This window comes from Planobacterium oryzisoli, from assembly GCF_015354315.1.
GTDB classification, from domain to species: domain Bacteria; phylum Bacteroidota; class Bacteroidia; order Flavobacteriales; family Weeksellaceae; genus Planobacterium_A; species Planobacterium_A oryzisoli.
The window spans coordinates 144,301-165,466 of sequence record NZ_JADKYY010000001.1 but is presented as its reverse complement, the minus strand read 5'-3'; the positions used below and the strand labels follow the sequence as shown (position 1 = coordinate 165,466).

The 21,166-nt window shown below is 41.7% G+C and carries 20 protein-coding genes; 10 read left to right on the top strand and 10 right to left on the bottom strand.

Annotated features, from left to right (window positions below; translation table 11 throughout):
* Position 1 precedes the first annotated feature (1 nt).
* The 3 genes from IC612_RS00745 to IC612_RS00735 all read right to left on the bottom strand — a co-directional run bounded on the left by IC612_RS00745 (position 2) and on the right by IC612_RS00735 (position 1,713).
* On the bottom strand, positions 2-220 hold the full coding sequence (locus IC612_RS00745) for an ATP synthase F0 subunit C (protein ID WP_114304230.1): 219 nt from the start codon (positions 218-220) through the stop codon (positions 2-4).
* 43 nt (positions 221-263) lie between these two features.
* On the bottom strand, positions 264-1,373 hold the full coding sequence (gene atpB / locus IC612_RS00740; RefSeq protein WP_194738252.1) for a F0F1 ATP synthase subunit A: 1,110 nt from the start codon (positions 1,371-1,373) through the stop codon (positions 264-266).
* 70 nt (positions 1,374-1,443) lie between these two features.
* The gene (locus IC612_RS00735; protein ID WP_194738251.1) at positions 1,444-1,713 is read right to left on the bottom strand and encodes a hypothetical protein; all 270 of its coding nucleotides are present in this window, start codon (positions 1,711-1,713) and stop codon (positions 1,444-1,446) included.
* Between the two features lie 68 nt (positions 1,714-1,781).
* Between IC612_RS00735 and ffh the strand changes: the two genes are divergently transcribed.
* Positions 1,782-3,155, top strand: coding sequence for a signal recognition particle protein (gene ffh, locus IC612_RS00730; protein WP_194738250.1), 1,374 nt, complete (start codon positions 1,782-1,784; stop codon positions 3,153-3,155).
* 63 nt (positions 3,156-3,218) lie between these two features.
* On the opposite strand, the gene IC612_RS00725 is transcribed toward ffh, so the two are convergent.
* Complete coding sequence (locus IC612_RS00725; protein ID WP_194738249.1) at positions 3,219-4,178, bottom strand: PhoH family protein; 960 nt, start codon at positions 4,176-4,178, stop codon at positions 3,219-3,221.
* A 115-nt stretch (positions 4,179-4,293) separates the two neighbouring features.
* On the opposite strand from IC612_RS00725, the gene IC612_RS00720 reads away from it, so the two are divergent.
* Together IC612_RS00720 and IC612_RS00715 are read left to right on the top strand one after the other, a co-directional pair.
* Positions 4,294-5,124 carry an SAM hydrolase/SAM-dependent halogenase family protein gene (locus tag IC612_RS00720; protein WP_194738248.1) on the top strand — a complete coding sequence of 277 codons (831 nt, stop codon included), beginning with the start codon at positions 4,294-4,296 and terminating at the stop codon, positions 5,122-5,124.
* Positions 5,125-5,148: 24 nt separating this feature from the next.
* The gene (locus IC612_RS00715; protein WP_194738247.1) at positions 5,149-5,715 is read left to right on the top strand and encodes a CopD family protein; all 567 of its coding nucleotides are present in this window, start codon (positions 5,149-5,151) and stop codon (positions 5,713-5,715) included.
* An 8-nt stretch (positions 5,716-5,723) separates the two neighbouring features.
* Here IC612_RS00715 and IC612_RS00710 read toward each other — a convergent pair whose 3' ends face one another.
* Positions 5,724-6,158 carry a DUF4268 domain-containing protein gene (locus IC612_RS00710; RefSeq protein WP_194738246.1) on the bottom strand — a complete coding sequence of 145 codons (435 nt, stop codon included), beginning with the start codon at positions 6,156-6,158 and terminating at the stop codon, positions 5,724-5,726.
* An 85-nt stretch (positions 6,159-6,243) separates the two neighbouring features.
* Here IC612_RS00710 and IC612_RS00705 point away from each other — a divergent pair, with 85 nt between their 5' ends.
* The 5 genes from IC612_RS00705 to IC612_RS00685 all read left to right on the top strand — a co-directional run bounded on the left by IC612_RS00705 (position 6,244) and on the right by IC612_RS00685 (position 11,115).
* Entirely contained in the window at positions 6,244-6,660 is a 417-nt protein-coding gene (locus IC612_RS00705) for an RrF2 family transcriptional regulator (protein WP_194738245.1), read from the top strand.
* A 61-nt stretch (positions 6,661-6,721) separates the two neighbouring features.
* Complete coding sequence (locus IC612_RS00700) at positions 6,722-7,414, top strand: phosphoadenylyl-sulfate reductase (protein ID WP_228512815.1); 693 nt, start codon at positions 6,722-6,724, stop codon at positions 7,412-7,414.
* A gap of 10 nt (positions 7,415-7,424) precedes the next feature.
* On the top strand, positions 7,425-8,333 hold the full coding sequence (cysD, locus tag IC612_RS00695; protein ID WP_194738244.1) for a sulfate adenylyltransferase subunit CysD: 909 nt from the start codon (positions 7,425-7,427) through the stop codon (positions 8,331-8,333).
* Positions 8,334-8,350: 17 nt separating this feature from the next.
* Positions 8,351-9,589 (top strand): sulfate adenylyltransferase subunit 1, encoded by a 1,239-nt coding sequence (locus IC612_RS00690; RefSeq protein WP_194738243.1) that lies wholly within the window; start codon positions 8,351-8,353, stop codon positions 9,587-9,589.
* Between the two features lie 2 nt (positions 9,590-9,591).
* Entirely contained in the window at positions 9,592-11,115 is a 1,524-nt protein-coding gene (locus IC612_RS00685) for a TSUP family transporter (RefSeq protein ID WP_194738242.1), read from the top strand.
* A gap of 57 nt (positions 11,116-11,172) precedes the next feature.
* Here IC612_RS00685 and IC612_RS00680 read toward each other — a convergent pair whose 3' ends face one another.
* The 4 genes from IC612_RS00680 to IC612_RS00665 all read right to left on the bottom strand — a co-directional run bounded on the left by IC612_RS00680 (position 11,173) and on the right by IC612_RS00665 (position 17,731).
* Positions 11,173-12,369 carry a glycine C-acetyltransferase gene (locus IC612_RS00680; protein WP_194738241.1) on the bottom strand — a complete coding sequence of 399 codons (1,197 nt, stop codon included), beginning with the start codon at positions 12,367-12,369 and terminating at the stop codon, positions 11,173-11,175.
* Between the two features lie 83 nt (positions 12,370-12,452).
* Positions 12,453-13,907, bottom strand: a complete 1,455-nt coding sequence (dacB, locus tag IC612_RS00675; RefSeq protein ID WP_194738240.1) for a D-alanyl-D-alanine carboxypeptidase/D-alanyl-D-alanine endopeptidase — start codon at positions 13,905-13,907, stop codon at positions 12,453-12,455.
* A 119-nt stretch (positions 13,908-14,026) separates the two neighbouring features.
* On the bottom strand, positions 14,027-16,465 hold the full coding sequence (gene priA, locus IC612_RS00670; protein ID WP_194738239.1) for a replication restart helicase PriA: 2,439 nt from the start codon (positions 16,463-16,465) through the stop codon (positions 14,027-14,029).
* 102 nt (positions 16,466-16,567) lie between these two features.
* Positions 16,568-17,731 (bottom strand): proline dehydrogenase family protein, encoded by a 1,164-nt coding sequence (locus IC612_RS00665; RefSeq protein WP_194738238.1) that lies wholly within the window; start codon positions 17,729-17,731, stop codon positions 16,568-16,570.
* Between the two features lie 90 nt (positions 17,732-17,821).
* On the opposite strand from IC612_RS00665, the gene aroB reads away from it, so the two are divergent.
* Both aroB and IC612_RS00655 read left to right on the top strand, forming a co-directional pair.
* Positions 17,822-18,859, top strand: a complete 1,038-nt coding sequence (aroB, locus tag IC612_RS00660; protein WP_194738237.1) for a 3-dehydroquinate synthase — start codon at positions 17,822-17,824, stop codon at positions 18,857-18,859.
* A 173-nt stretch (positions 18,860-19,032) separates the two neighbouring features.
* Positions 19,033-19,626, top strand: coding sequence for a porin family protein (locus IC612_RS00655; protein WP_194738236.1), 594 nt, complete (start codon positions 19,033-19,035; stop codon positions 19,624-19,626).
* A 47-nt stretch (positions 19,627-19,673) separates the two neighbouring features.
* Here IC612_RS00655 and purF read toward each other — a convergent pair whose 3' ends face one another.
* The gene (gene purF / locus IC612_RS00650) at positions 19,674-21,164 is read right to left on the bottom strand and encodes an amidophosphoribosyltransferase (protein WP_194738235.1); all 1,491 of its coding nucleotides are present in this window, start codon (positions 21,162-21,164) and stop codon (positions 19,674-19,676) included.
* Positions 21,165-21,166: the final 2 nt, after the last annotated feature.

Genomic DNA, 21,166 nt, shown 5'->3' with positions numbered 1-21,166 from the left:
ATTACTTGATGAAAGCACCAAAGATAATCGCAATAAGACCAGCACCTTCAATAAGACCAGCTGCAATAAGCATAGCTGCTTGAATCTTACCTGCTTGCTCTGGCTGTCTTGCGATAGCATCCATTGCATGCCCACCGATTTTACCAATACCAAGACCTACGCCTAATACTGCTAAACCGATACCTACGTAAATCAATCCAGCTCCAGTTGTTAAATCCATAATTAAAATATTTAGGTTAAAAAAATATATTCGTTAGTTGTTGTTATGCTACTAGTGTATCCTTTCCAGCACTGTCACTGTCGTTGTGTGCATGGTCGTGGTCGTGGTCCTCTACTGCCATTCCAATATATAAGGCGGACAATACAGTAAAGATATACGCCTGGAGCGCAGCAACCAACAATTCAAGCACAGAAACAAATAGTGCAAGTGGTACTGAGGCCAGACCTAGGAACGCATTTTTAAATATAAAGATGAGAGATATAATGGCAAGGATCATGATATGCCCAGCAGTTACGTTAGCAAAGAGACGCATCATAAGTGCGAACGGCTTAGTCAACACACCAACTATTTCAATAGGCACCATGATAGGATAAAGTGCAAGAGGTACTGGTGGCATGAAGATATGTTTCCAATAGCTCTTATTTGCACTAAATAAAGTAATGACAAGAGTAACTATTGCAAGGAATGCTGTAACGGCAATGTTTCCGGTTAAGTTGGAACCAAATGGCGCAAAAGGAATCAAGCCAAAAAGGTTATTAAACCAGATAAAGAAAAACACGGTCAAAAGATAAGGCATGTACTTTTTGTATTTAGCAGATCCAATGTTTGGAATCGCCACCTCATCTCTTATAAACACGATAATTGGTTCAAGGAAACGTCCAATGCCTGTAGGCACTCCATTCTTGTAGCTGCGGGCAATACCTATAAATACCAAAAGCATTATAAACACAGAAACCAGCATAGCCGCCACGTTCTTGGTAATTGAGAAATCGTAAAACACACTAGAGGAGTCTTGCGAACCTCCGATCAGGCTAAACATTGCAGCCCTTTCTATACCTTTGGTAGATTTGATAATACCGTGGTCCATGGTATACCCTTCGATTTCCTCTCCATGAGCCACGCTGCTGCTCATAAATGTATGCCACCCGGAGGCATCCTTTAGGATAATTGGAAGAGGTATGGAGATATGCTTCTCGTCCGCCGTACCTTCATTAAGAGTCAGTACATGCCATTCATTACTGTCACCAATATGGTGCATAATCATATCAACCGCATTAAATTCCTGGCCTTCCGAATCCTGAGCCGCAGACACCAAACCTCCTGATAATGTAAATAAAACAGCTAAAAAGAACGAAGAAAATCTCTTAATCATGATATATTTTTATCGGTTTGCAAATATATTGATTAAATTACATTCTGCCAATACCGCTAAATGATTTTTATTATAAATTATTTAGCCTTCGAATCACGTGATAATAAAGGAAAAACGAGGCAAATAAAAAGACCCCAACAAGGATAAAAAACACGGACTTTTCTTTTGGGAGAACTACAAGGGCGATGACCATCCAAACCACATCCTTAGTCATATTCAGCACCAAAAACTTCATTGCCGCATTAGAGCCGGCAAGGAAGTACTTTATAAAAACCTGGTAAACCAATACATTTGCCGCAACCAACGTAACTGAAAGCAGCACAAGGGGAATGAAATTCATTTGGTAAAGGTAAACAACTTTTAAAAATTATTTAAAATGCGTATTTTTGCCACGCTTAAATAAAAAATATGTTTCAGAGTTTACAGGATAAGTTAGATAAAGCCCTTCACAATATACAGGGTCGGGGGAAAATAACTGAAATCAATGTGGCGGAGACCGTCAAGGAGATCCGAAGAGCGCTGGTGGATGCGGACGTAAACTACAAGGTAGCCAAAGACCTTACCAAACGCGTGCAGGATAAGGCAATGGGTCAAAACGTTTTGACAAGTCTTACACCGGGACAGCTTATGACTAAAATTGTCCATGACGAACTTGTGACCCTAATGGGGGGAAGCCAAGAAGGAATCAGTCTTGCGGGAAAGCCCACCGTCATACTGATCGCGGGATTACAGGGATCGGGAAAGACCACATTTTCTGGAAAGCTTGCCAATTACCTTAAGTCCAAAAGGGGGAAAAACCCACTTTTAGTGGCGTGCGACGTATACCGACCTGCCGCGGTAGACCAATTAAAAGTACTGGGATCTCAGATTGGTGTGGAGGTGTACTCCGAGCCTGGAGCCACCAACCCGTCCTTGATTGCTGAGAATGCCATTAAGTATGCTAATGAGTCTAAATACGACGTGGTTATCGTCGATACGGCCGGTCGACTTGCTATTGACGAGCAAATGATGAATGAGATTAAATCCGTTCATTACTTCATAAAACCGCAGGAAACTCTATTTGTAGTTGACTCCATGACAGGCCAGGATGCGGTTAACACCGCCAAGGCATTTAATGAGGCACTTAATTTTGATGGTGTTGTATTAACCAAATTAGACGGTGACACGCGAGGAGGAGCTGCCCTTACCATACGCTCCGTTGTTGAAAAGCCAATTAAATTCATCTCCACTGGAGAAAAAATGGAAGCTCTGGACCTTTTCTATCCAGAGCGAATGGCAGACCGTATCTTAGGAATGGGGGATGTAGTTTCTCTTGTGGAGAGAGCCCAAGAGCAATTTGATGAGGAAGAGGCTAAGAAACTCCACAAAAAGATTGCGAAGAATGAGTTTGGTTTCGATGACTTCCTTAAGCAAATCAACCAAATCAAAAAAATGGGTAACATGAAAGACCTAATGGGAATGATTCCAGGAGTCGGCAAAGCGATCAAAGATGTGGAAATTTCTGACGATGCATTCAAACACATCGAAGCAATCATACATTCCATGACACCCGAAGAAAGAAGAAGACCTTCAATTATCGATATGAACCGCAAGAAACGTATTGCGCGCGGCGCGGGAAGAAAACTCGAAGATGTGAACCAATTGATGAAACAGTTCGAACAGATGGGTAAAATGATGAAGATGATGCAAGGTCCTCAAGGCAAGCAAATGATGCAGATGATGAGCAAGATGGGCGGTGGACAAGGGATTCCCGGAATGGGAGGAAAGCTTTTCGGAAAATAATACGTACGCTTTATTATAGAAAAATACCTGAGTTTTGCACTCAGGTATTTTTTTTAAATAAGATCAATCGTCGCGCATGCGTTTTTCCTCACTATTGTACGCATTAATAATCTTGCGTACTACAGGGTGGCGAACGACGTCTTCTTCTGTCAAGTGCACAAATCCTATTTCTTTTACATCTTTTAAGATCCGCATGGCTTCCTTAAGCCCCGATTTCTGTCGTAAGGGTAGATCGACCTGACTGGGATCTCCAGTGATAATAAATTTTGCATTAAGCCCCATTCGGGTCAAAAACATCTTCATTTGCGAGTGGGTGGTATTCTGCGCCTCGTCCAAAATCACAAAAGCTTCGTCCAGGGTTCTTCCACGCATAAATGCCAGCGGCGCTACTTCGATAACCTTCTTCTCAATATATCCCTCGAGTTTTTCATGGGGAAACATATCCCGTAGCGCATCGTAAAGCGGCTGTAAATAGGGATCAAGCTTTTCTTTAAGATCACCAGGCAGAAAACCCAGGCTCTCCCCCGCTTCCACTGCTGGTCGGGTAAGGATAATGCGCTTGACCTCTTTATCCCTTAATGCGCGCGCTGCCAGAGCTACACTAGTGTAGGTCTTACCCGTACCTGCAGGACCTATAGCAAACACCATATCTTTCACTTCACTTTCTCTTACCAGTTTTTTAAGGTTGGTGGTCTTGGCCTTAATGGTCTTTCCGTTCACACCTTTTACGATGATGTCCTGGTCAAATACAAGCCTCTTTTCGTCCTCGTTCTTGATTGCAAGAATGTTTTCCACATCCTTAATGGTAATGGAATGGTGGTCGGATATAAAACTACGCAAATCGTCCAACCTGGTCTTTAGTATATCCAGAGCCTCCTGATTGCCCATTGCAAAAATATAATTGTCTCTTCCCGTGATTTTAAGGGTGGGAAAACTAGATTTTAGCAGATTGAAATTCTGATTCTGTACACCATAGAATACTTTTGTGTCTATTCCTGAAAGATCATACGAAAGTTCAAACATATATAAGCAGATAATATTTATTGGATTTAAATGTAAGAAAAATATTGCTGGAAATTAGACTTAAATACCCCATTGCACATTTTTCCCTCACACTATTTATTGCTAATTTTGCCTCATGCCGGTTATTACGCTTACTTCCGATTTTGGATTAGTTGACTATAGGGTATCCTCTATCAAGGGGAGCATTCTCTCTCAAAAACGGGACGCAATCATTGTTGATATTTCGCACGAGATTGAAGCGTACAACCTGCTTCAGACGGCTTACATAGTTCGTAACGCCTACAAATACTTTCCGGCCGGCAGCATTCATATTATATCGGTGGACAGCTTTTATTCCAAGCATGTAAAATCTGTATTGTATAAAGCCGACGGTCATTATTTTATTTCGGCGGATAACGGAGTCCTGGACTTAATCTTTTTCGATATTAAACCTGAGGCCATCTATGAAATTACACTAAACAACCGGTTTGACGATCAGGTGTGTTCCACCACAAACGATATATTTGTTCCCTCTGCGGTGCATTTGCTTAATGGAGGAGTGCCAGAGGTCATAGGACGCAAATTTAAGCATCCAAAGCAAATGTCCTTTCCTAGAGCGGTACATAGTGAAAGTGAAAAAATGATTATTGGCGAAGTGATGTATATTGACAATTACGGCAATGTCGTTTCTAACATCAGTAAGAAATTTTTTGAAAAAATACGTCTCAACCATTCGAATTTTCTGATTAGGTTCCGCAATCTGGCCCTTTCAAGCGTGTACAACAGACATACTGATTTTGTAAAAGATTGGTCTGAGGAAAGGGAATACCATGGAAAAGGAGTTGCAGTATTCAATGAAAGTGAATTACTGGAATTAAGCATATACAAAAGCAGTAAAGCCAACGGCGCTAAAACGCTCTTTGGGCTGAAAGTTGGAGAAAAAGTATATGTAGAGTTTTTTGATTAACATTTCACATTTAAAATCCATCGTATGCTTTATTTAATTCTAAAGGCAGTCCATGTGGTATTTATGGTAAGCTATTTTGCAGGACTTTTTTACCTGGTACGCCTCTATGTTTACTACAAGGATACCGATGAGTTTGAACAGACGAAAAAAGAAGTTTTGCGCGCGCAGTATGTATATATGGCACGTAGGCTATGGAATATTATTACAGTACCTGCCTTTGTAATAATGCTTCTCTCGGGTTTGTGGCTGATATTTTATTATTATCCATCTTTCCCACTATTAACGACAGACCCAATCTCGTGGTTCTATATCAAGATCTTCTTTCTGTTGTTTTTGTTTTTGTACCATTACTGGTCTTGGAAAACTCTTAATAAAATGGCTGCTCTAAAGGGCGCATCACTTAATATCGCCAATATTAAATTACGTCAAAGTAACGAAATCGCAACATTCTTGCTTTTTCTTATTGTCTTTACTGTACTGCTGAAAACCGCTGTACTCACCTACTATCTGGAACTCATTATCGGCTTCGCTATTTTGGTGCTTACCATTACCACTATTGTGAAGCTCGTAAACCGCCGCAAAAAGTCCTGATATCCACCTTATTCTTCGATAGCACGAATGAAATCTTCATAATCGTGGAAAAACCGCTCAAAACCGTCCATTTTTCCCACAAAAAACTCAAATATATCTCTCCAGGACGCTTTATTGTATACCGATACATCCGGTAGCTCCACCCATACCCGCGCAATAGTTTTACCAGATTCGAGAGTGAAATTCAGATCCCTGCTGTAGTCCCCAATATACTCTTTGAGTATATCTTCCAGGGACCAAATCTTATTAAAGTAGGTCTCTCTTAGCCCAAAGTCTTTCATATGCAGTTCCAAGGCTACTGCGGCACTCTTTGGGCCTGCATCAAATTTAAATGCAAAATCCTTAATTTTAGTATCGTAAAGTATCCACTTTCTTGGAAACGATTTTCCAAAGGCAGTCCAAAATTCGGTTTTTATCTCCTGGGCTTGCTGTTTTGAAAACATAGCATGGGTTTTGTCGCAAAAATACGAATTTAGCTAACCATTCCTCATGCTTTGAAAGGCTGCATTTTTTTTCTACCTTTAACTCATGCTATCCAAAAAATCTCAATATGCATTTCGTGCGCTGGCTTACCTGATCAGAGAAGAGAGAAATGGACCGGTGCTAATTTCCAAAATTTCCCTAAGTCAGAACATTCCTTTAAAATTTCTAGAAAATATTCTATTGGAACTTAAGAAAGCAGATATACTTTGCAGTAAAAAAGGAAAGGGAGGTGGCTATTTCTTTAAACAGCGTCCGGAAGAAGTCAGTCTTGCCCAGATTATCCGCTTGGTAAACGGACCCATAGCACTACTACCCTGCGTTAGTCTGAACTTTCATCAGACCTGCATCAACTGCACACCTACACACTGCGGACTGCATGAAACCATGATTGAAGTACGAGACGCTACCCTTTCCATCCTTGAAAAAAAGACCCTGGCAGACCTAGTTGCAACAAGTGCTTAATAGTCTACCAATTTTGTAGGTTTTTAAATAATAAGTACATTTGCTGCATCAAAAACGGCCTATGTTAGAGATGCATCAAATCAAGGAAATTTCAGAATCTTCGCCTATGGAAGGACTTAGACTCGTTTCCTCCTTTTTTCCTCAAGGGGTTGTTTTTTCCACTTCCTTGGGACAGGAAGATCAGGTACTTACCGATATGGTGTGTACGGAAAATTTACCCATCAACATCTTTACCCTGGACACAGGGAGGCTGTTTCCAGAACATTATACATTACTTGCAAATAATCAGGCGCGTTACAAACGTAAAATCCATGTCTACTTTCCTGATCAGACTCAGACTGAGGACTATGTAAACACGCATGGAATAAATGGCTTTTACCACTCCCTAGAGAACCGCAAGCGTTGCTGTTATATCCGTAAGGTAGAACCTCTAAACCGTGCACTGAAAGGGGCAAAGGTTTGGATCACAGGACTTCGCTCTGAGCAGTCCGAGAGTAGAGAGCAGCTCTCTGTTATCGAATACGACGAGCAGAAACAACTGTACAAGTACAATCCTCTGCTCCACTGGAGCTACCAAGAGGTTTTGGATTATCTTAAGCAACAAAATGTCCAGGAATTATCCCTCCACAGTAAAGGCTACATCAGCGTAGGCTGCCAGCCTTGTACTCGTCCTATTGTGGAAGGCGAGAACCCAAGAGCAGGTCGCTGGTGGTGGGAAGAATCCCATAAAGAATGTGGACTGCATAGCAATTAAAACTCACTAAATGAACAATAATACATCCCATTATCTTGACCAACTGGAAGCCGAGAGCATTTACATAATGCGCGAGGTTGCCGCGCAGTTTGAAAGACCATCACTTCTTTTCAGCGGTGGAAAGGACTCCATAACGTTAGTCCACCTGGCCCGTAAGGCATTTGCTCCGATGAAGTTTCCATTCCCACTTGTACATATAGATACAGGACACAATTTCCCTGAGGCACTGGAGTTCCGTGACCGATTGGCTAGGGAAATGGGGGCGGAACTTATCGTACGTAAAGTGGAGGATACGATTCGTGACAAAGCACTCACGGAGCCTAAAGGTAAATTTGCGTCCCGTAACTGGCTACAGACCCACACACTACTGGACACCATCGAAGAGTTTGGATTTGATGCCTGCATCGGCGGTGCACGCCGAGACGAAGAAAAGGCGCGCGCTAAGGAACGCTTTTTTTCCGTCCGCGATGACTTTGGTCAATGGGATCCAAAGCTTCAACGACCAGAACTCTGGAACATCTACAATGGAAGAATTCACAAAGGGGAAAATGTACGGGTATTTCCTATCTCCAATTGGACAGAACTTGATGTATGGAATTATATAAACCGTGAAAACATCCCTCTTCCTTCGATCTATTTTGCGCACCAGAGGGAAGTTCTTGAGTACGAGGGGCAGCTTATTGCAGTCTCTCCTCATATTCAGATCGATGCGCATGACCCTGTCTCGGTAAAAACAGTGCGCTATCGTACGGTGGGTGATATGACCTGTACTGCCGCGGTGGAAAGTCATGCCACTACCCTGGACCAAGTTATTGAAGAAATCTCCGCATCACGCATATCCGAACGTGGCGAGACTCGGATTGACGACAAAGTCACGGAGGCAGCAATGGAAGATAGAAAAAAGGGAGGGTATTTTTAATAAAGCACTGACAAACAATGGATATATTACGTTTTATTACCGCCGGAAGCGTGGATGATGGAAAAAGCACTTTAATTGGCCGTCTGCTTTATGACAGCAAGAGCATTCTCGTGGACCAGCTAGAAGCACTCGAAGCACAGTCCAAGAATAAGAATGCCCAAGGCATTGATCTGGCCATTCTAACCGACGGTCTACGTGCCGAAAGAGAGCAAGGCATTACAATCGATGTTGCATACCGGTATTTTGCTACTCCAGTAAGGAAATTCATCATTGCAGATGCACCGGGACATGTACAGTATACTCGCAATATGATTACGGGAGCCTCCAATTCTGAGGTGATGGTAGTTCTAATTGATGCACGTCAAGGAGTTATAGAGCAAACTAAAAGACACTCTATCATCGCTTCACTTCTTAATATGAAGCACATTGTGGTGGCGGTAAATAAAATGGATTTAGTCAATTACGAGCAGTCCGTCTTTGATTCCATTGTTCAACAATACAAAACAGTCGCAAGCCAACTGGGACTCTCACAGGTAAGCTATTTCCCTATCAGTGCATTTCATGGGGACAATATTGTGGAAACTTCCGATTCCATGGAATGGTATAAAGGTCCTACACTCCTTGGATTCTTAGAATCCATTGAACTTTCCTCGGCCGACAGCACCCAACCAAGATTTCAAGTGCAGTATGTACTCCGGCCTCAAACTAAGGAGTATCATGACTACCGGGGCTACGCGGGGCAGATACTAAGCGGACACTTTGAGAAAGGAGACCGTGTACAGGTATTACCCTCAGGAATGACCTCTGCAATAACCGCCATAGAAATTCACGGCGAATCGGTAGAGAAAGTACATAGCGGACAGCCTGCTGTGCTGCATCTGGCGGACGATATTGATATCTCCAGAGGAGACTTTTTTGTAAAAGAGGACCAACTCCCTAGGACTGATAAGCAGGCCAATGCTTTGGTATGCTGGCTAGGAAATAAACCTCTTACTAAAGGAGCAAAATACCTGCTGCAACAGAAAAGCAGAATGATTAAAGTAGCTGTACATGAAGTGGATTATTTACTTGATGTAAACACCTTGGAAAGAAAGCCACAGCCGCAGAGTGTACATCTCAACGAGATTGTACATCTTCGGCTTAAAGCAGCGCAAGAGTTTGTTTACGACAATTTCTCGGATAATCCCACCACGGGCAGCGCCATATTGATTGATGAGACAAGCAATTCAACAGTAGGTGCAGTAATGTTTATCTAACAATGGAAGGTCTACATAGCAGCGCCATGCACCCTTTTTTCATTAATCTTGAAAGGGTACCTCTATGTGCTGCAGGGGGCGCGGCGCGCCTTTTGGAATTGCTTCCACTTCTTATCAACCCTAACTCCACACTTTCCCTTAAAATATATTGCCCAGATCCGACGCAGAAATTAAAAAAATTGCTTGCGAAAGACCTTTCTATAGTATTGTATGAGCGGGAATTAAAAGAGGAGGACTTACTAGATTTCTCCTTGCTGATTTTAGCATTTCCTCAGGAAGAAACCGAAGATAAGTTCATTGAGCTGGCTAAGAAACACCGCATGTTTGTGCACGTGTATGGAAAATGGCATCTTAGTGATTTCTCCCTTGTGTCGGTGATTGGAAACAGAAGAATAAAATTAGGGGTTTCCTCAAACGATTACCCGTATCAAGTGCAAAGGCGGCTAAATCACCTCCTGGAAAGAAACCTGCCTCCAGATTTGGATGAGTTTATAGAAAAACTGCAAACTGTATACAAACATCCTCTTTTAAATAAAGAGCAAGAACTGCGTGAATTAGACCACATCACCATGCAGTACCTTCAGCAACTAGAGCCCAAGGCCTTGAAGGATTCGGAGTTTGAAAATATGCGTAAGGTCAAAAAGGCCGTACAAAAAAGAGCAAACATATACTTGGGAATCATCGGCGTATTTCTTATTACTGCAGTGCTTGGCTTCATACTGATTAATTTTAATTTAACGGGAGATCTTCAGGCGTTTCTAGCAAAAGACGCGCATATGTTCTATAAGATGATGGCCATAGGTTTCTTGGCAGAGATTGTAGCAGGTAGTATGGGTATGGGATACGGGGTAATTTGTACCACGGTTTTACTACTGATGAATGTAGCACCCGCCGTTGTCAGTGCCAGCATTCATTCGGCAGAAACCTTTACCAGTGCTGCGGGAAGTATCAGCCATTACAAGTTGCGAAATGTCAACCTCAAACTTGTCAAAGCCCTTGCACCTCCCGCCATTCTAGGGGCTATCATAGGAGCACTTGCACTTAGTTACTTTGGCGAGCATTATGCTCCCATTGTCAAGCCCTTAATATCTTTATATACGCTGTATCTAGGTATCAACATTTTACGTAATGCATCAAAAAAGAAAACACAAAAACGCAACCAACAAAGAACCACCAAATTAGGGCGGCTGGGTTTGGTTGGAGGCTTTATTGATTCATTTGCGGGCGGAGGCTGGGGACCTCTTGTTACTGGAACACTGATGAAAGACGGTAGAACACCACGATACGTTGTGGGTTCTTCTACGGTTTCCAAATTTCTGCTCACTCTGACTTCGGCCATAACCTTCATCATTACTATGGGCATTGAACATTGGAATATTGTATTAGGTTTACTAATTGGCGGCATTGTCACTGCACCCTTCTCAGCTCTTCTTACGTCGCGGCTACCCGTACGTATGATGTTTCGTTTTATTGGGATCACGGTAATTGTGATGAGCTGCATTACCATTGGTAGGGCTTTATTATAAAGCAAATAGCCGTACCTGAGTCAGGTACGGCTATCAATCTTTCTACAGCTGAAAACGCTATTTAATAACTCCCAATTCCCTTCCGACCTTTTCGAATGCCGCAACGGCCTTGTCTAGCTGCTCTTTGGTGTGGGCAGCAGAAAGCTGCACCCGAATACGTGCTTTACCTTTAGGTACCACAGGATAAAAGAAACCTATCACATAAATCCCTTCGTCCATCATTTTCTCCGCCATCTTTTGCGCCAAAGGAGCATCGTAAAGCATGACTGGTACAATAGCAGCATCCCCCTGGGGAATATCAAAACCTTTTTCAAGCATCTTTTCTCTAAAATACTGTGCATTGTCCATTACACGATCTCTAAGCGTGGTACTTTCTGAAATCATTTCCAGCACTTTGAGGGCAGCTCCCACAATTCCGGGAGCAAGTGAGTTGGAAAACAAATAAGGTCTAGAGCGCTGTCGAAGCATATCTATAATTTCTTTTTTACCAGATGTAAAACCTCCCAAAGCTCCTCCTAATGCTTTTCCTAATGTAGATGTGATGATATCCACTCGCCCCATCACCTCTTGGGCTTCGTGCGTGCCTCGACCTGTCTTCCCAATGAAACCTGTAGCATGTGAATCATCAACCATCACAAGAGCCCCGTACTTATCCGCTAAATCACAAACCCCTTTTAGATTGGCCACTATTCCATCCATGGAAAATACCCCGTCCGTAACGATGATGGTAAAACGATGGTTTTGCTTGGAAGCTTCAATTAGCTGCTTTTCCAAATCCGCCATGTCGTTGTTTTTATAGCGGTATCGGGCGGCTTTGCATAAGCGCACTCCATCAATGATAGATGCATGGTTGAGCTCATCAGAAATAATGGCATCTTCCTGCGTAAAGAGAGGTTCAAATACGCCTCCGTTCGCATCAAAGCATGCTGCATACAGAATGGTGTCCTCCATTCCTAGAAATGCCGATATTTTTTCTTCCAGTTCTTTATGAATATCTTGGGTACCACAGATGAACCGGACAGAAGACATGCCGTAACCTCTCCTATCTATCATAGCCTTGGAAGCATTCTTTACCTCCAAGTTATTGGAAAGGCCAAGATAATTGTTAGCACAGAAATTAAGAAGCTGTTTTCCGTTAGCTTCAATTTCCGAATACTGTTCTGAGGTTATAATACGTTCGGCTTTATACAAACCGTCCTGTTTAATCTGCTGTAATTCCTTTTGTAAGTTCTCCAAAAACTGAGTAGAAAGCATAGTTTATATTTAAAATTGTTAGGTTATGCTAAGGTATAAAAAAACCCCGACTGTCGTCAGGGCTATTTGTGCTATATAAAACGTTATAAATTCAATGTGGGGGCAAGTATGCGTTCCATCCTGTTTTTAACCTGATCCACCGAACCCGAATAATTATTGATTAAAAGTGAAAATGCTAATGTTTTACCTGTTCGGGTCTTTATGTATCCAGCAAGCGTTTTCACTCCTCGTAAAGTTCCTGTTTTTGCAAAGATTTGGCCGTAGCCCTCTCCGTCAAAAGAATTCTTTAACGTCCCGGTTTGGCCGGCAATGGGTAGAGAATCAAAGAAATCTCTAAAGTACTTCTCATCCATTTGATCCGCTAAGAACTTCACCTGCGATATTGGCGTCACCCGATGGCTCCTGGAGAGTCCGCTGCCATCGATGAAAGAAAGCTGTGAAGTATCGAAATTTTTTGACTCCAGATACGCTCTCACGACATTCCTACCTGAATCCAGGGTTTGATCACCATCCTTTTGAAAGCCTACCATCCGTAGCAGTGCTTCTGCCAGCGCATTGTCGCTTCGCTGGTTCGTGTCGTATACAATATCCTTCAACTTTGGAGATCGATAGGAAGTGATGGCTACACGGGGCTCCGGATTGGGATCGGTGCTTCTTGCGCTAACCTTTCCTAACACCGAGATACCGTTTTTTATCAGACTAGTGCGTAAAGTATTGGCAAGATAATGGGGCGCATCCGGTAGTCTGGTAGAAAGAGGCTGCGCAGAATATTCGTTTGCAAAAACCAATTTATTCACATAGGGAGAAATATAAAAATACTGCTTATTTTCTTCAAATGGACTTTTCTTGGAAATCGTTAATTTTTCCTTAGTAGGATCTATATTTAGGGTAGTGCCTGCCGGAAGGTAATAATTGTTGTGCTCCAGCCAAACTATATTCTTTGGTAATGTAGGCACCTTATTTTCCTTAAACACACCGGTTTGTATAACAATATCTCCTTGAATTTTTTTTATACCAAGTTCTGATATCCGGAATACAAAATCACTGACAATGGCGGAATAGCTTGAAGCACCTGCTTTTCCTGTTCCCAACGAGGGGTCGCCACTGCCCACAATATGTAAATTCCCTTCTAATGTTCCGTCGGAGGTGATTTCTCCAGAATACTCTAATTGTGTAATCCACTGAAAAGCACTCCCTAGTAAACCCATTGCAGTATCTGTTGTCAATAGTTTAGTAGTAGATGCTGGAACCAATGCTTGATTCTCATTATAAGAGTTTACGATCTTACGGGTGGCAGGATCATAAACAACAAAACCCCATGATGCGTTTCTCAGCACGGGATCAGTTAGCATTTCGTTTAAATTTATTTCCACCTTCTCTTTTGCAGAGAGTACTACCGCTTCAACCGATGCACTCTTGGAGCCCATCTGATTTTCATACATGGTAGTATAATGGGAGGGGATATTGGAACTCTGGGCAGAAAGTGCGAGGGATGCAACTACTGCCAGTGTTGAAAACACGTTTTTAACTCTTCTCATTCATTATCTTTTATCTGTGGTTTCAGTAAACTGAAATTACAAACAGTCAAATGTAGAAAATTATGGTGATAATCAAAGGATTACATATCCTAATTAAGGCTAAAAACTGTTAAAAACTGTTAAAAATCAACTATGATTTTTGTCTTTATACTTCGATAGGCCTCCACTTGCGCAAATGCATCGATGGCATTTTCCAAAAGCTCTTTATGTTTTTTATAACTTTTTCCACGCGGGAATTTAAGCATGATTTGGTATTGGTACAGCAGATTTATTCTTCCTATGGGCGATTTCTCTGGGCCCAAAATGGTTGCTGGATGAAAAAACTGCTGTAAGAGAGAACCCAAATATTGGGAAGCTCGTTGAACCTTATCCTCACGACGATGTCGCAGCTCAATAAAAACTATTTTCGTAAATGGTGGATAATGGAATTTTCTTCTTTCGGCTAGCAAGTACTGGTAAATTGCATGCTGCTTCTGCTTTTGAAGCAATTCAAAAAAGGGATTGGTAGGATTGAAGGTTTGTATAATTACTTTTCCCTTTCCCGAGACCCTTCCGGCACGACCGCCTACTTGGGTAAGGAGCTGATAGGCTCTTTCTTCCGCCCTGAAATCTTGCACATACAATAGTTGGTCTGCCCTTGGAACTACCACTAGCTCAATATGATCAAAGTCCAATCCTTTACTTATCATCTGCGTGCCAACCAGAATCTGTGTTTCCTTCTGGGCAAGCGACTCAAACAAGGCTTCATATGCAAACTTACTTCGCATTGCATCCACATCCATTCTTCGAACTTCTACCTGAGGAAATAATTGATTAACCTGTTCGTATATTTGTTCCACTCCTATTCCCTTAGTAATCAGTTGAACACTGGAGCATTTAGGACATTTAACAGGGACTGCCGATTTATTACCACAGTAATGGCATTTCAAATCATTGCTGGCTTTATGATACGTCATCACCACATCGCAGTTACTACAGTATGTGACATGGCCACATGCACCACATTCCACTACATTGGCGAAACCTCTACGGTTATGAAGTACCAGCACCTGATTATCTTGCTCTACCACATGTTCCATTTCCTTTAAAGTTTGGTTTGAGAATTCCCCTTGCGTGGTCTTTTCCTCCAAAGCTTTCTTGTAATCATGAACTTTGTAGGAAGGCAAAGCACCTTGTCCATAGCGGACTGCAAGTTCCACATAGTGTATCTTACCTTTCTGCGCCAGATAGTACGATTCCAAAGAAGGTGTGGCTGAACCCAGCACGACCGCAGCATTATACATGTGCCCCATCATTAGCGCTGCATCACGCGTATTGTAATTCACTGCATGTTCACGCGGCCGATAGGCCTGGTCGTGCTCCTCGTCCACAATAATTAATTTTAATGAAGGAAAAGGAAGTAAGAGTGCTTGTCTTGTACCAATTAAGACCTTAATTTCATTTAGGCGAAGTTTCTTCCAAACCTCCACTTTTTCAAAATCAGTAAGTTTGGAATGGTAGAATCCTAGAACACTTCCCACTATTTTCTCCAATCGTTGAGTAATTTGTTTAGCCAGTGCTATTTCAGGCACTAAAAAAAGAACATTTTCATCTTGATGGAGTGCGTCGAGAATAAGTTCCATATAAATATGGGTTTTCCCCGATCCAGTGACGCCGTCCAATAACACAGGCATTTTAGAGGCCAAACCTTCAGTGATGGACGCCAAGGCATTTTGCTGCTGGGGACTTAATTCAGGAGTCTGCTGCAGTTCCTTGTCGTAGGTTTCAATGCGGTCAATTTGTACAAGCAGTTCCTGTATATAACCTTTTTCCACAAGGCCCTTTAGATGGCTCTGACCAAAGTCATTATTCTTAAAGACATGGGACTTTTTTAAACGGGTTGCACGTGTTTCCTCTAGGAGTTGGAGTATATGAAGCAGTAGCTGCTGTTGCTTGGGTGCTCTTTTCAGATTTAACAGCACGTGGGCTAAGTTTTCCTTTATACCTGAATTTACTTCCAAGTACACAACCTCTTTAGGCACATACCTCTCTCCAATTTTTTCATCAATCTCAATATAATGTAACTCGATCAGGGAGCGAATTGTCTGAATTAGGTGTTTTTTAGGAATAAAGGCCTGAATTTCCTTTAGGGATATATGCGACTGGACCGAGAGGGCCTGCATTAAATACACCTCGTTAGAGTCCAAAATTTTCCAGTCTATTTGAGCACCGGCGTAGGGTCTCACTATCGTTTCACTTTCCAGTTTCAGCGAGCTGGGAAATGCGAACCGATACAATTCACCTAAAGAAAATTGATAGTATGCACTCAGCCATTTATAAAATTGAATATGTGCAGTCCCAAGTAGCGGTTCTTTATCAAGTACCGACACGATGGGCTTAGGGCAAAGATCCTCTTTAAGGGTACTACTAAGCCCAAAAACCAACCCAGTATATATCTTAGTTCCACCAAAAGCCACAAGAACTCTACAACCCTCAAACACACTGGCACGAAATTCCTCAGGAATCTCGTACGTGAAGGTACCTTTTAAATTTAGGGGAAGAATTACGTGTGCATACATAAAAGACATATTACCGAGGATCAATCAGCTTAGAACAAATGTACTATTATAGCCATAAAAAAAGGCAGTAATCCTGCCTTTATATATCTGTGTTGTGAAACTCTATCCTCTTCTCTTAAGTTCTTTTTCAATCAAACCTAGTTCGCGTCCCGTTTGCCCTGCGACGGATGTATTTTCCTGAGCACGACGGGTAAGGTAGGGAACCACATCTTTCACTGGTCCGTACGGTAGATACTTTGATGCGTTGTATTTGTTTTCTCCTAAATAGTAAGTGATGTTATCACTCATGCCATAAAGCTGCCCGAAGAAAATCTGTGGATGGTCATTCTGCATACCCCTTTCTTTCATCTTATCCATGGTAAGCTCTGTGGATTTTTCATTATGCGTTCCAAAATAGCCTGACACCCGGTCTAAATTGTTTATTACAAATTCAATTGCAGCATTGTAGTTATCATCGGTCGCCTGTTTAGTAGGCTGGATAGGATCAGGATAGCCGTATTTTTCCGCACGTTCCCTTTCCTTTTCCATATATGCTCCCCTTACAAACTTATATCCTAGATAGTAGCCTTTTTCTTTTGCCCTATCCAAATCACTTTGCAAATACTCGAGACGCCCGGTTCGGTACATTTGAATGGTGTTCCAGATTATAGCTTTTTCTTTATTAAACCGTTCCATCATTTCATTTACCAAGGAATCCACTGCATCCTGCATCTGTGTTTCCTCGGCATCGATCATTAGCACCACGTCATTATCGAAGGCCATCTGACAGACCTGTTCGTAACGGGTACGTATACGCTCCCATTCTTGTTTTTCACTATTGGTGAGCTGCGAACCCGCCTGTACTTGTGAATAGAGATCCAGTCTCCCAAACCCTGTAGGTTTGAAAACCACAAAGGGAACTGCAGGGTTGCCTTTTGCAAACGATATATTATGTTTTATCTCTGCACATGTCCGATCAAAGGTTTCTTCATCCTCCTTACCTTCGATGGCATAGTCAAAAATACTTCCTATATGATGCCTGTGAAGATCGGAGACAACTTGTTTGCTTTTTTCCCTGGTTTCCCCACCGGCAAACTGTTCAAAGAGTGTGCGACGTACGATTCCTTCTACAAAAGGAAAATCCTTCTTTACGGCAAAATTCAGGACATCAATTCCCAAGTTAGTTAGTGTAGGATTTTCAATCATTTTAAACATCCAATAGGCTTTCTTAAGCTGTGATGTTGATTTATCTTGAAAGGCAATCTTTGTATCGTTAAAAATAGACATAGGTGCATTATTTCGCCCAAATTTAATAATACTTAGCGGATTGATAAAATGAAAAAAATCATATGTATTTTTGTATCAAACTACTGTTTTATGTTAAAGATACTTGATAAGGAAATGGAAGCACTATCCGCACTAATTTCTGAGATAAATCCAAGCAGACTCTTCTTTTTGTGTGATGAGAATACACACAGCTACTGCTTGACAACTGTATTATCCAATACGGAGACTTCTATTCCTTACGAAATATTGGAGATCGAACCAGGAGAAGAGATGAAGACCCTCACCACTGCTAGCCAGCTTTGGGATATCCTTCTGGAATTCGGAGCCGACCGCAGAGCATTATTAGTTTGCGTGGGGGGTGGTGTGATCTGCGACTTGGGAGGGTTTGTTGCCTCCACCTACAAACGAGGAATTCCCTGTATTTATGTACCTACTACACTACTATCCATGTGTGATGCAGCGATTGGGGGAAAGACCGGCATTGATTTACATCATATAAAAAATGCGATAGGCACATTTCAAAAACCTAAAGCCATATTCCTTTACACAGAGTTTCTTACCACCCTACCTTACATCGAACTGCGCAGTGGCTTCGCAGAAATGTTGAAGCACGGACTCATTCTAGACGAGGCGCATTTCCATGAGCTGAGTTCCCTTGAAGAACTAACCGTGGAAAAGCTTACACCATATATTCAGTCCTCGGCACTATTAAAGACAGCGGTTGTTGAAAAAGATTTTACAGAGAGTGGCGAAAGGAAGCTTCTGAATTTTGGACATACTATTGGACACGCAGTGGAAAGTTACCTTCTTGAGAAGGCGCGTCCTATTCCCCATGGTGAGGCTGTGGCTCTTGGCATTGTGTGTGAATCGTTTATTAGTATGGAAATGGGAATGCTTCATCATGAACAATTTGAAAAGATAACCTCTACCGTACAACGGTTTTTTCCTACTATTGATTTGCATGAAATTGACCTATCCTCTCTTATAACACTAATGTATTCTGATAAAAAGAATGTGAACGGAACTTTGCGATTCACTCTCTTAAATGAAATTGGAACTGGGCGCTACGATATTGAAATTAAAGAGGATTTGGTGCGCAAAGCACTGAATTACTATAAATATCTGTAATTAAAAAAGGCATTTATTAAACAACTATTTGACAAATACAATTAACTAACTTATTATTAATCAGTAATTTATATTACTCGTAGATATTTATAGGACTTAAAAATTAATTTTTTGGCATCAAAATTGTGTTGATGGGACAAGAGAAATTAAAAAAGTAATCTAAATTAAAAATTATGAAAAAGCTATTATTAGGTGCTGCCCTAGCAGTGAGTTCACTTACATTCGCGCAACAGTTTGGTGCAAAAGCTGGTGTGAACGTTTCCAATATTTCTTCTGATAACAGTCTTGACACCAATACTAAGACTGGATTTTATGCAGGTCTTATGATGAACGCTCCACTAGCGGAGAATTTCTCCATTCAGCCTGAAGTTCTTTACAACAGTGTTGGAACGGAATACACTTATGGAACGGTAGGTACCTCTACATTAACTTTGGACTATATCACTGTTCCAGTTATGTTTCAGTATAACGTAGTTCCTCAGTTTTACTTAGAGGCAGGACCAGAATTCGGTTTCTTGGTTAACGCCAAGCAAAAAATTGAATCAGGATCATGGAGTGGAACAGCAGAGCTTGACAAGGATAATTTTAATCCATTCAACTTTGGAGTAGGTCTTGGTGCAGGATTCAATCTTACCAATAACATCGGTATCAATGCTAGATATGTAGCTGGTTTTACAGATGCTACGGATGAAAACAACCAACAGTTTGGAAGTGATGCTAATAACAAAAACAACGTATTCCAAGCAGGTTTAACATTCAAGTTCTAATCTAATTTGAATGAAAAAAAAATAGCCGTCCACATGGACGGCTATTTTTATGTGAAGAGTTCGGCTTGCTCTCCTTTGCCTACGGGGTATTTTTCAGTAAAGCATCCAAAACAGTGATCGCTCGAACCTAAGATTTCAATGAGATTATCCATGCTTAGGAATTCCAATGAGTCTACGCCTAAATATTCTCGCAGTTCTTCTGTTGTCATATTGGCCGATATTAAATCGTCCTTGGAAGGCGTATCTATTCCCAGGAAACACGGTGCAATAATTGGAGGGGATACACTTCTAAAATGTATTTCTCTTACGCCCGAATCCTTTAGTATTTTGACAAGGCGTTTTGAGGTAGTACCACGAACTATAGAATCATCGATAATTACTACTCTCTTTCCTTTTATTTCACTTACGATAGGATTGAGTTTCAAATTAACGATACGCTCCCGCATTTCTTGGGTGGGAATAATAAAGCTTCGCCCTACATATCTGTTTTTAATAAGTACCGGACGAAATGGTATGCCTGACACTTTGGAAAAACCGATGGCTGCAGGTACGCCCGAGTCAGGTACTCCGATTACAATGTCCGCCTCCACAGGCGCTTGCTGCCAAATCTTCTCGCCAGATTTTTCTCTTATTTCATGTACACTAATCCCTTCCAGACTTGAATCCGGACGGGCAAAGTAAATATATTCGAAAGCACATAGCTTTCTCTGACAGTTCTCGCGTACAAGGAACGAATGCAGACCACGTTCGTTTTCTGAAGTATAGACTATCTCTCCCGGCAATATATCTCTCACATATTGCGCCCCTACCGCATCCAAAGCAGCACTCTCAGAGGCTGCCACATAGGTCTTTTCATCGATCGCCCCAAGAACAAGAGGCCGAATACCATGGAAATCTCGGAAAGCAAAGAATTTATTTCGTGTGATACCTACTACCGAATAAGCTCCTTCAATTTTTTCCATAGTTGCTTTAATAGCACCTCGTAATCCCAAATCCAAATTTTTTTGGATCAATCGAAGGATCACTTCTGAATCCGAAGTCGCCTTAAACACTACGCCTTCCTGTTCTAATTCTTCTTTTAGCTCCCTTGCATTGGTTAGATTTCCATTATGGGCGATGGAGAGAATAGTTTGGTCGTATTCATTTTTTGCAAAGAATGGCTGGAAATTGTATTTTTTCTTATCACCGGCAGTTGTATAGCGCGTATGCCCGATAACCCCATTGCCCATAAAATTTTCGGGTTCCTTTATCTCTTTGTATACATCGAGTACAAGTCCTTCATCCTTTACGTTAAAAATTTTGCCTTGGTTCATTACGGATATCCCGCAGGCCTCCTGCCCGCGATGCTGCAGAGCAAAAAGGCCAAACTGGGAAAGTGAAAACGTGTCGGTGTCGTGCTCGGAGTACATACCAAAGATTCCACACTCCTCCTTCATACTGTCCATCAGCTCCTCTTCAGGCAACCGAAACAGATTTCTTCCGTAACTTTCTTGGTCCCTAGCTAACCAGTTATTCTGTATACTATTTTTTTCTTTCATTC

Coding starts and splice junctions, on each gene's coding strand:
- IC612_RS00745 (WP_114304230.1), bottom strand. CDS start 220: ATGGATTTAACAACTGGAGCTGGATTGATTTACGTAGGTATCGGTTTA.
- atpB (WP_194738252.1), bottom strand. CDS start 1,373: ATGATTAAGAGATTTTCTTCGTTCTTTTTAGCTGTTTTATTTACATTA.
- IC612_RS00735 (WP_194738251.1), bottom strand. CDS start 1,713: ATGAATTTCATTCCCCTTGTGCTGCTTTCAGTTACGTTGGTTGCGGCA.
- ffh (WP_194738250.1), top strand. CDS start 1,782: ATGTTTCAGAGTTTACAGGATAAGTTAGATAAAGCCCTTCACAATATA.
- IC612_RS00725 (WP_194738249.1), bottom strand. CDS start 4,178: ATGTTTGAACTTTCGTATGATCTTTCAGGAATAGACACAAAAGTATTC.
- IC612_RS00720 (WP_194738248.1), top strand. CDS start 4,294: ATGCCGGTTATTACGCTTACTTCCGATTTTGGATTAGTTGACTATAGG.
- IC612_RS00715 (WP_194738247.1), top strand. CDS start 5,149: ATGCTTTATTTAATTCTAAAGGCAGTCCATGTGGTATTTATGGTAAGC.
- IC612_RS00710 (WP_194738246.1), bottom strand. CDS start 6,158: ATGTTTTCAAAACAGCAAGCCCAGGAGATAAAAACCGAATTTTGGACT.
- IC612_RS00705 (WP_194738245.1), top strand. CDS start 6,244: ATGCTATCCAAAAAATCTCAATATGCATTTCGTGCGCTGGCTTACCTG.
- IC612_RS00700 (WP_228512815.1), top strand. CDS start 6,722: ATGTTAGAGATGCATCAAATCAAGGAAATTTCAGAATCTTCGCCTATG.
- cysD (WP_194738244.1), top strand. CDS start 7,425: ATGAACAATAATACATCCCATTATCTTGACCAACTGGAAGCCGAGAGC.
- IC612_RS00690 (WP_194738243.1), top strand. CDS start 8,351: ATGGATATATTACGTTTTATTACCGCCGGAAGCGTGGATGATGGAAAA.
- IC612_RS00685 (WP_194738242.1), top strand. CDS start 9,592: ATGGAAGGTCTACATAGCAGCGCCATGCACCCTTTTTTCATTAATCTT.
- IC612_RS00680 (WP_194738241.1), bottom strand. CDS start 12,369: ATGCTTTCTACTCAGTTTTTGGAGAACTTACAAAAGGAATTACAGCAG.
- dacB (WP_194738240.1), bottom strand. CDS start 13,907: ATGAGAAGAGTTAAAAACGTGTTTTCAACACTGGCAGTAGTTGCATCC.
- priA (WP_194738239.1), bottom strand. CDS start 16,465: ATGTATGCACACGTAATTCTTCCCCTAAATTTAAAAGGTACCTTCACG.
- IC612_RS00665 (WP_194738238.1), bottom strand. CDS start 17,731: ATGTCTATTTTTAACGATACAAAGATTGCCTTTCAAGATAAATCAACA.
- aroB (WP_194738237.1), top strand. CDS start 17,822: ATGTTAAAGATACTTGATAAGGAAATGGAAGCACTATCCGCACTAATT.
- IC612_RS00655 (WP_194738236.1), top strand. CDS start 19,033: ATGAAAAAGCTATTATTAGGTGCTGCCCTAGCAGTGAGTTCACTTACA.
- purF (WP_194738235.1), bottom strand. CDS start 21,164: ATGAAAGAAAAAAATAGTATACAGAATAACTGGTTAGCTAGGGACCAA.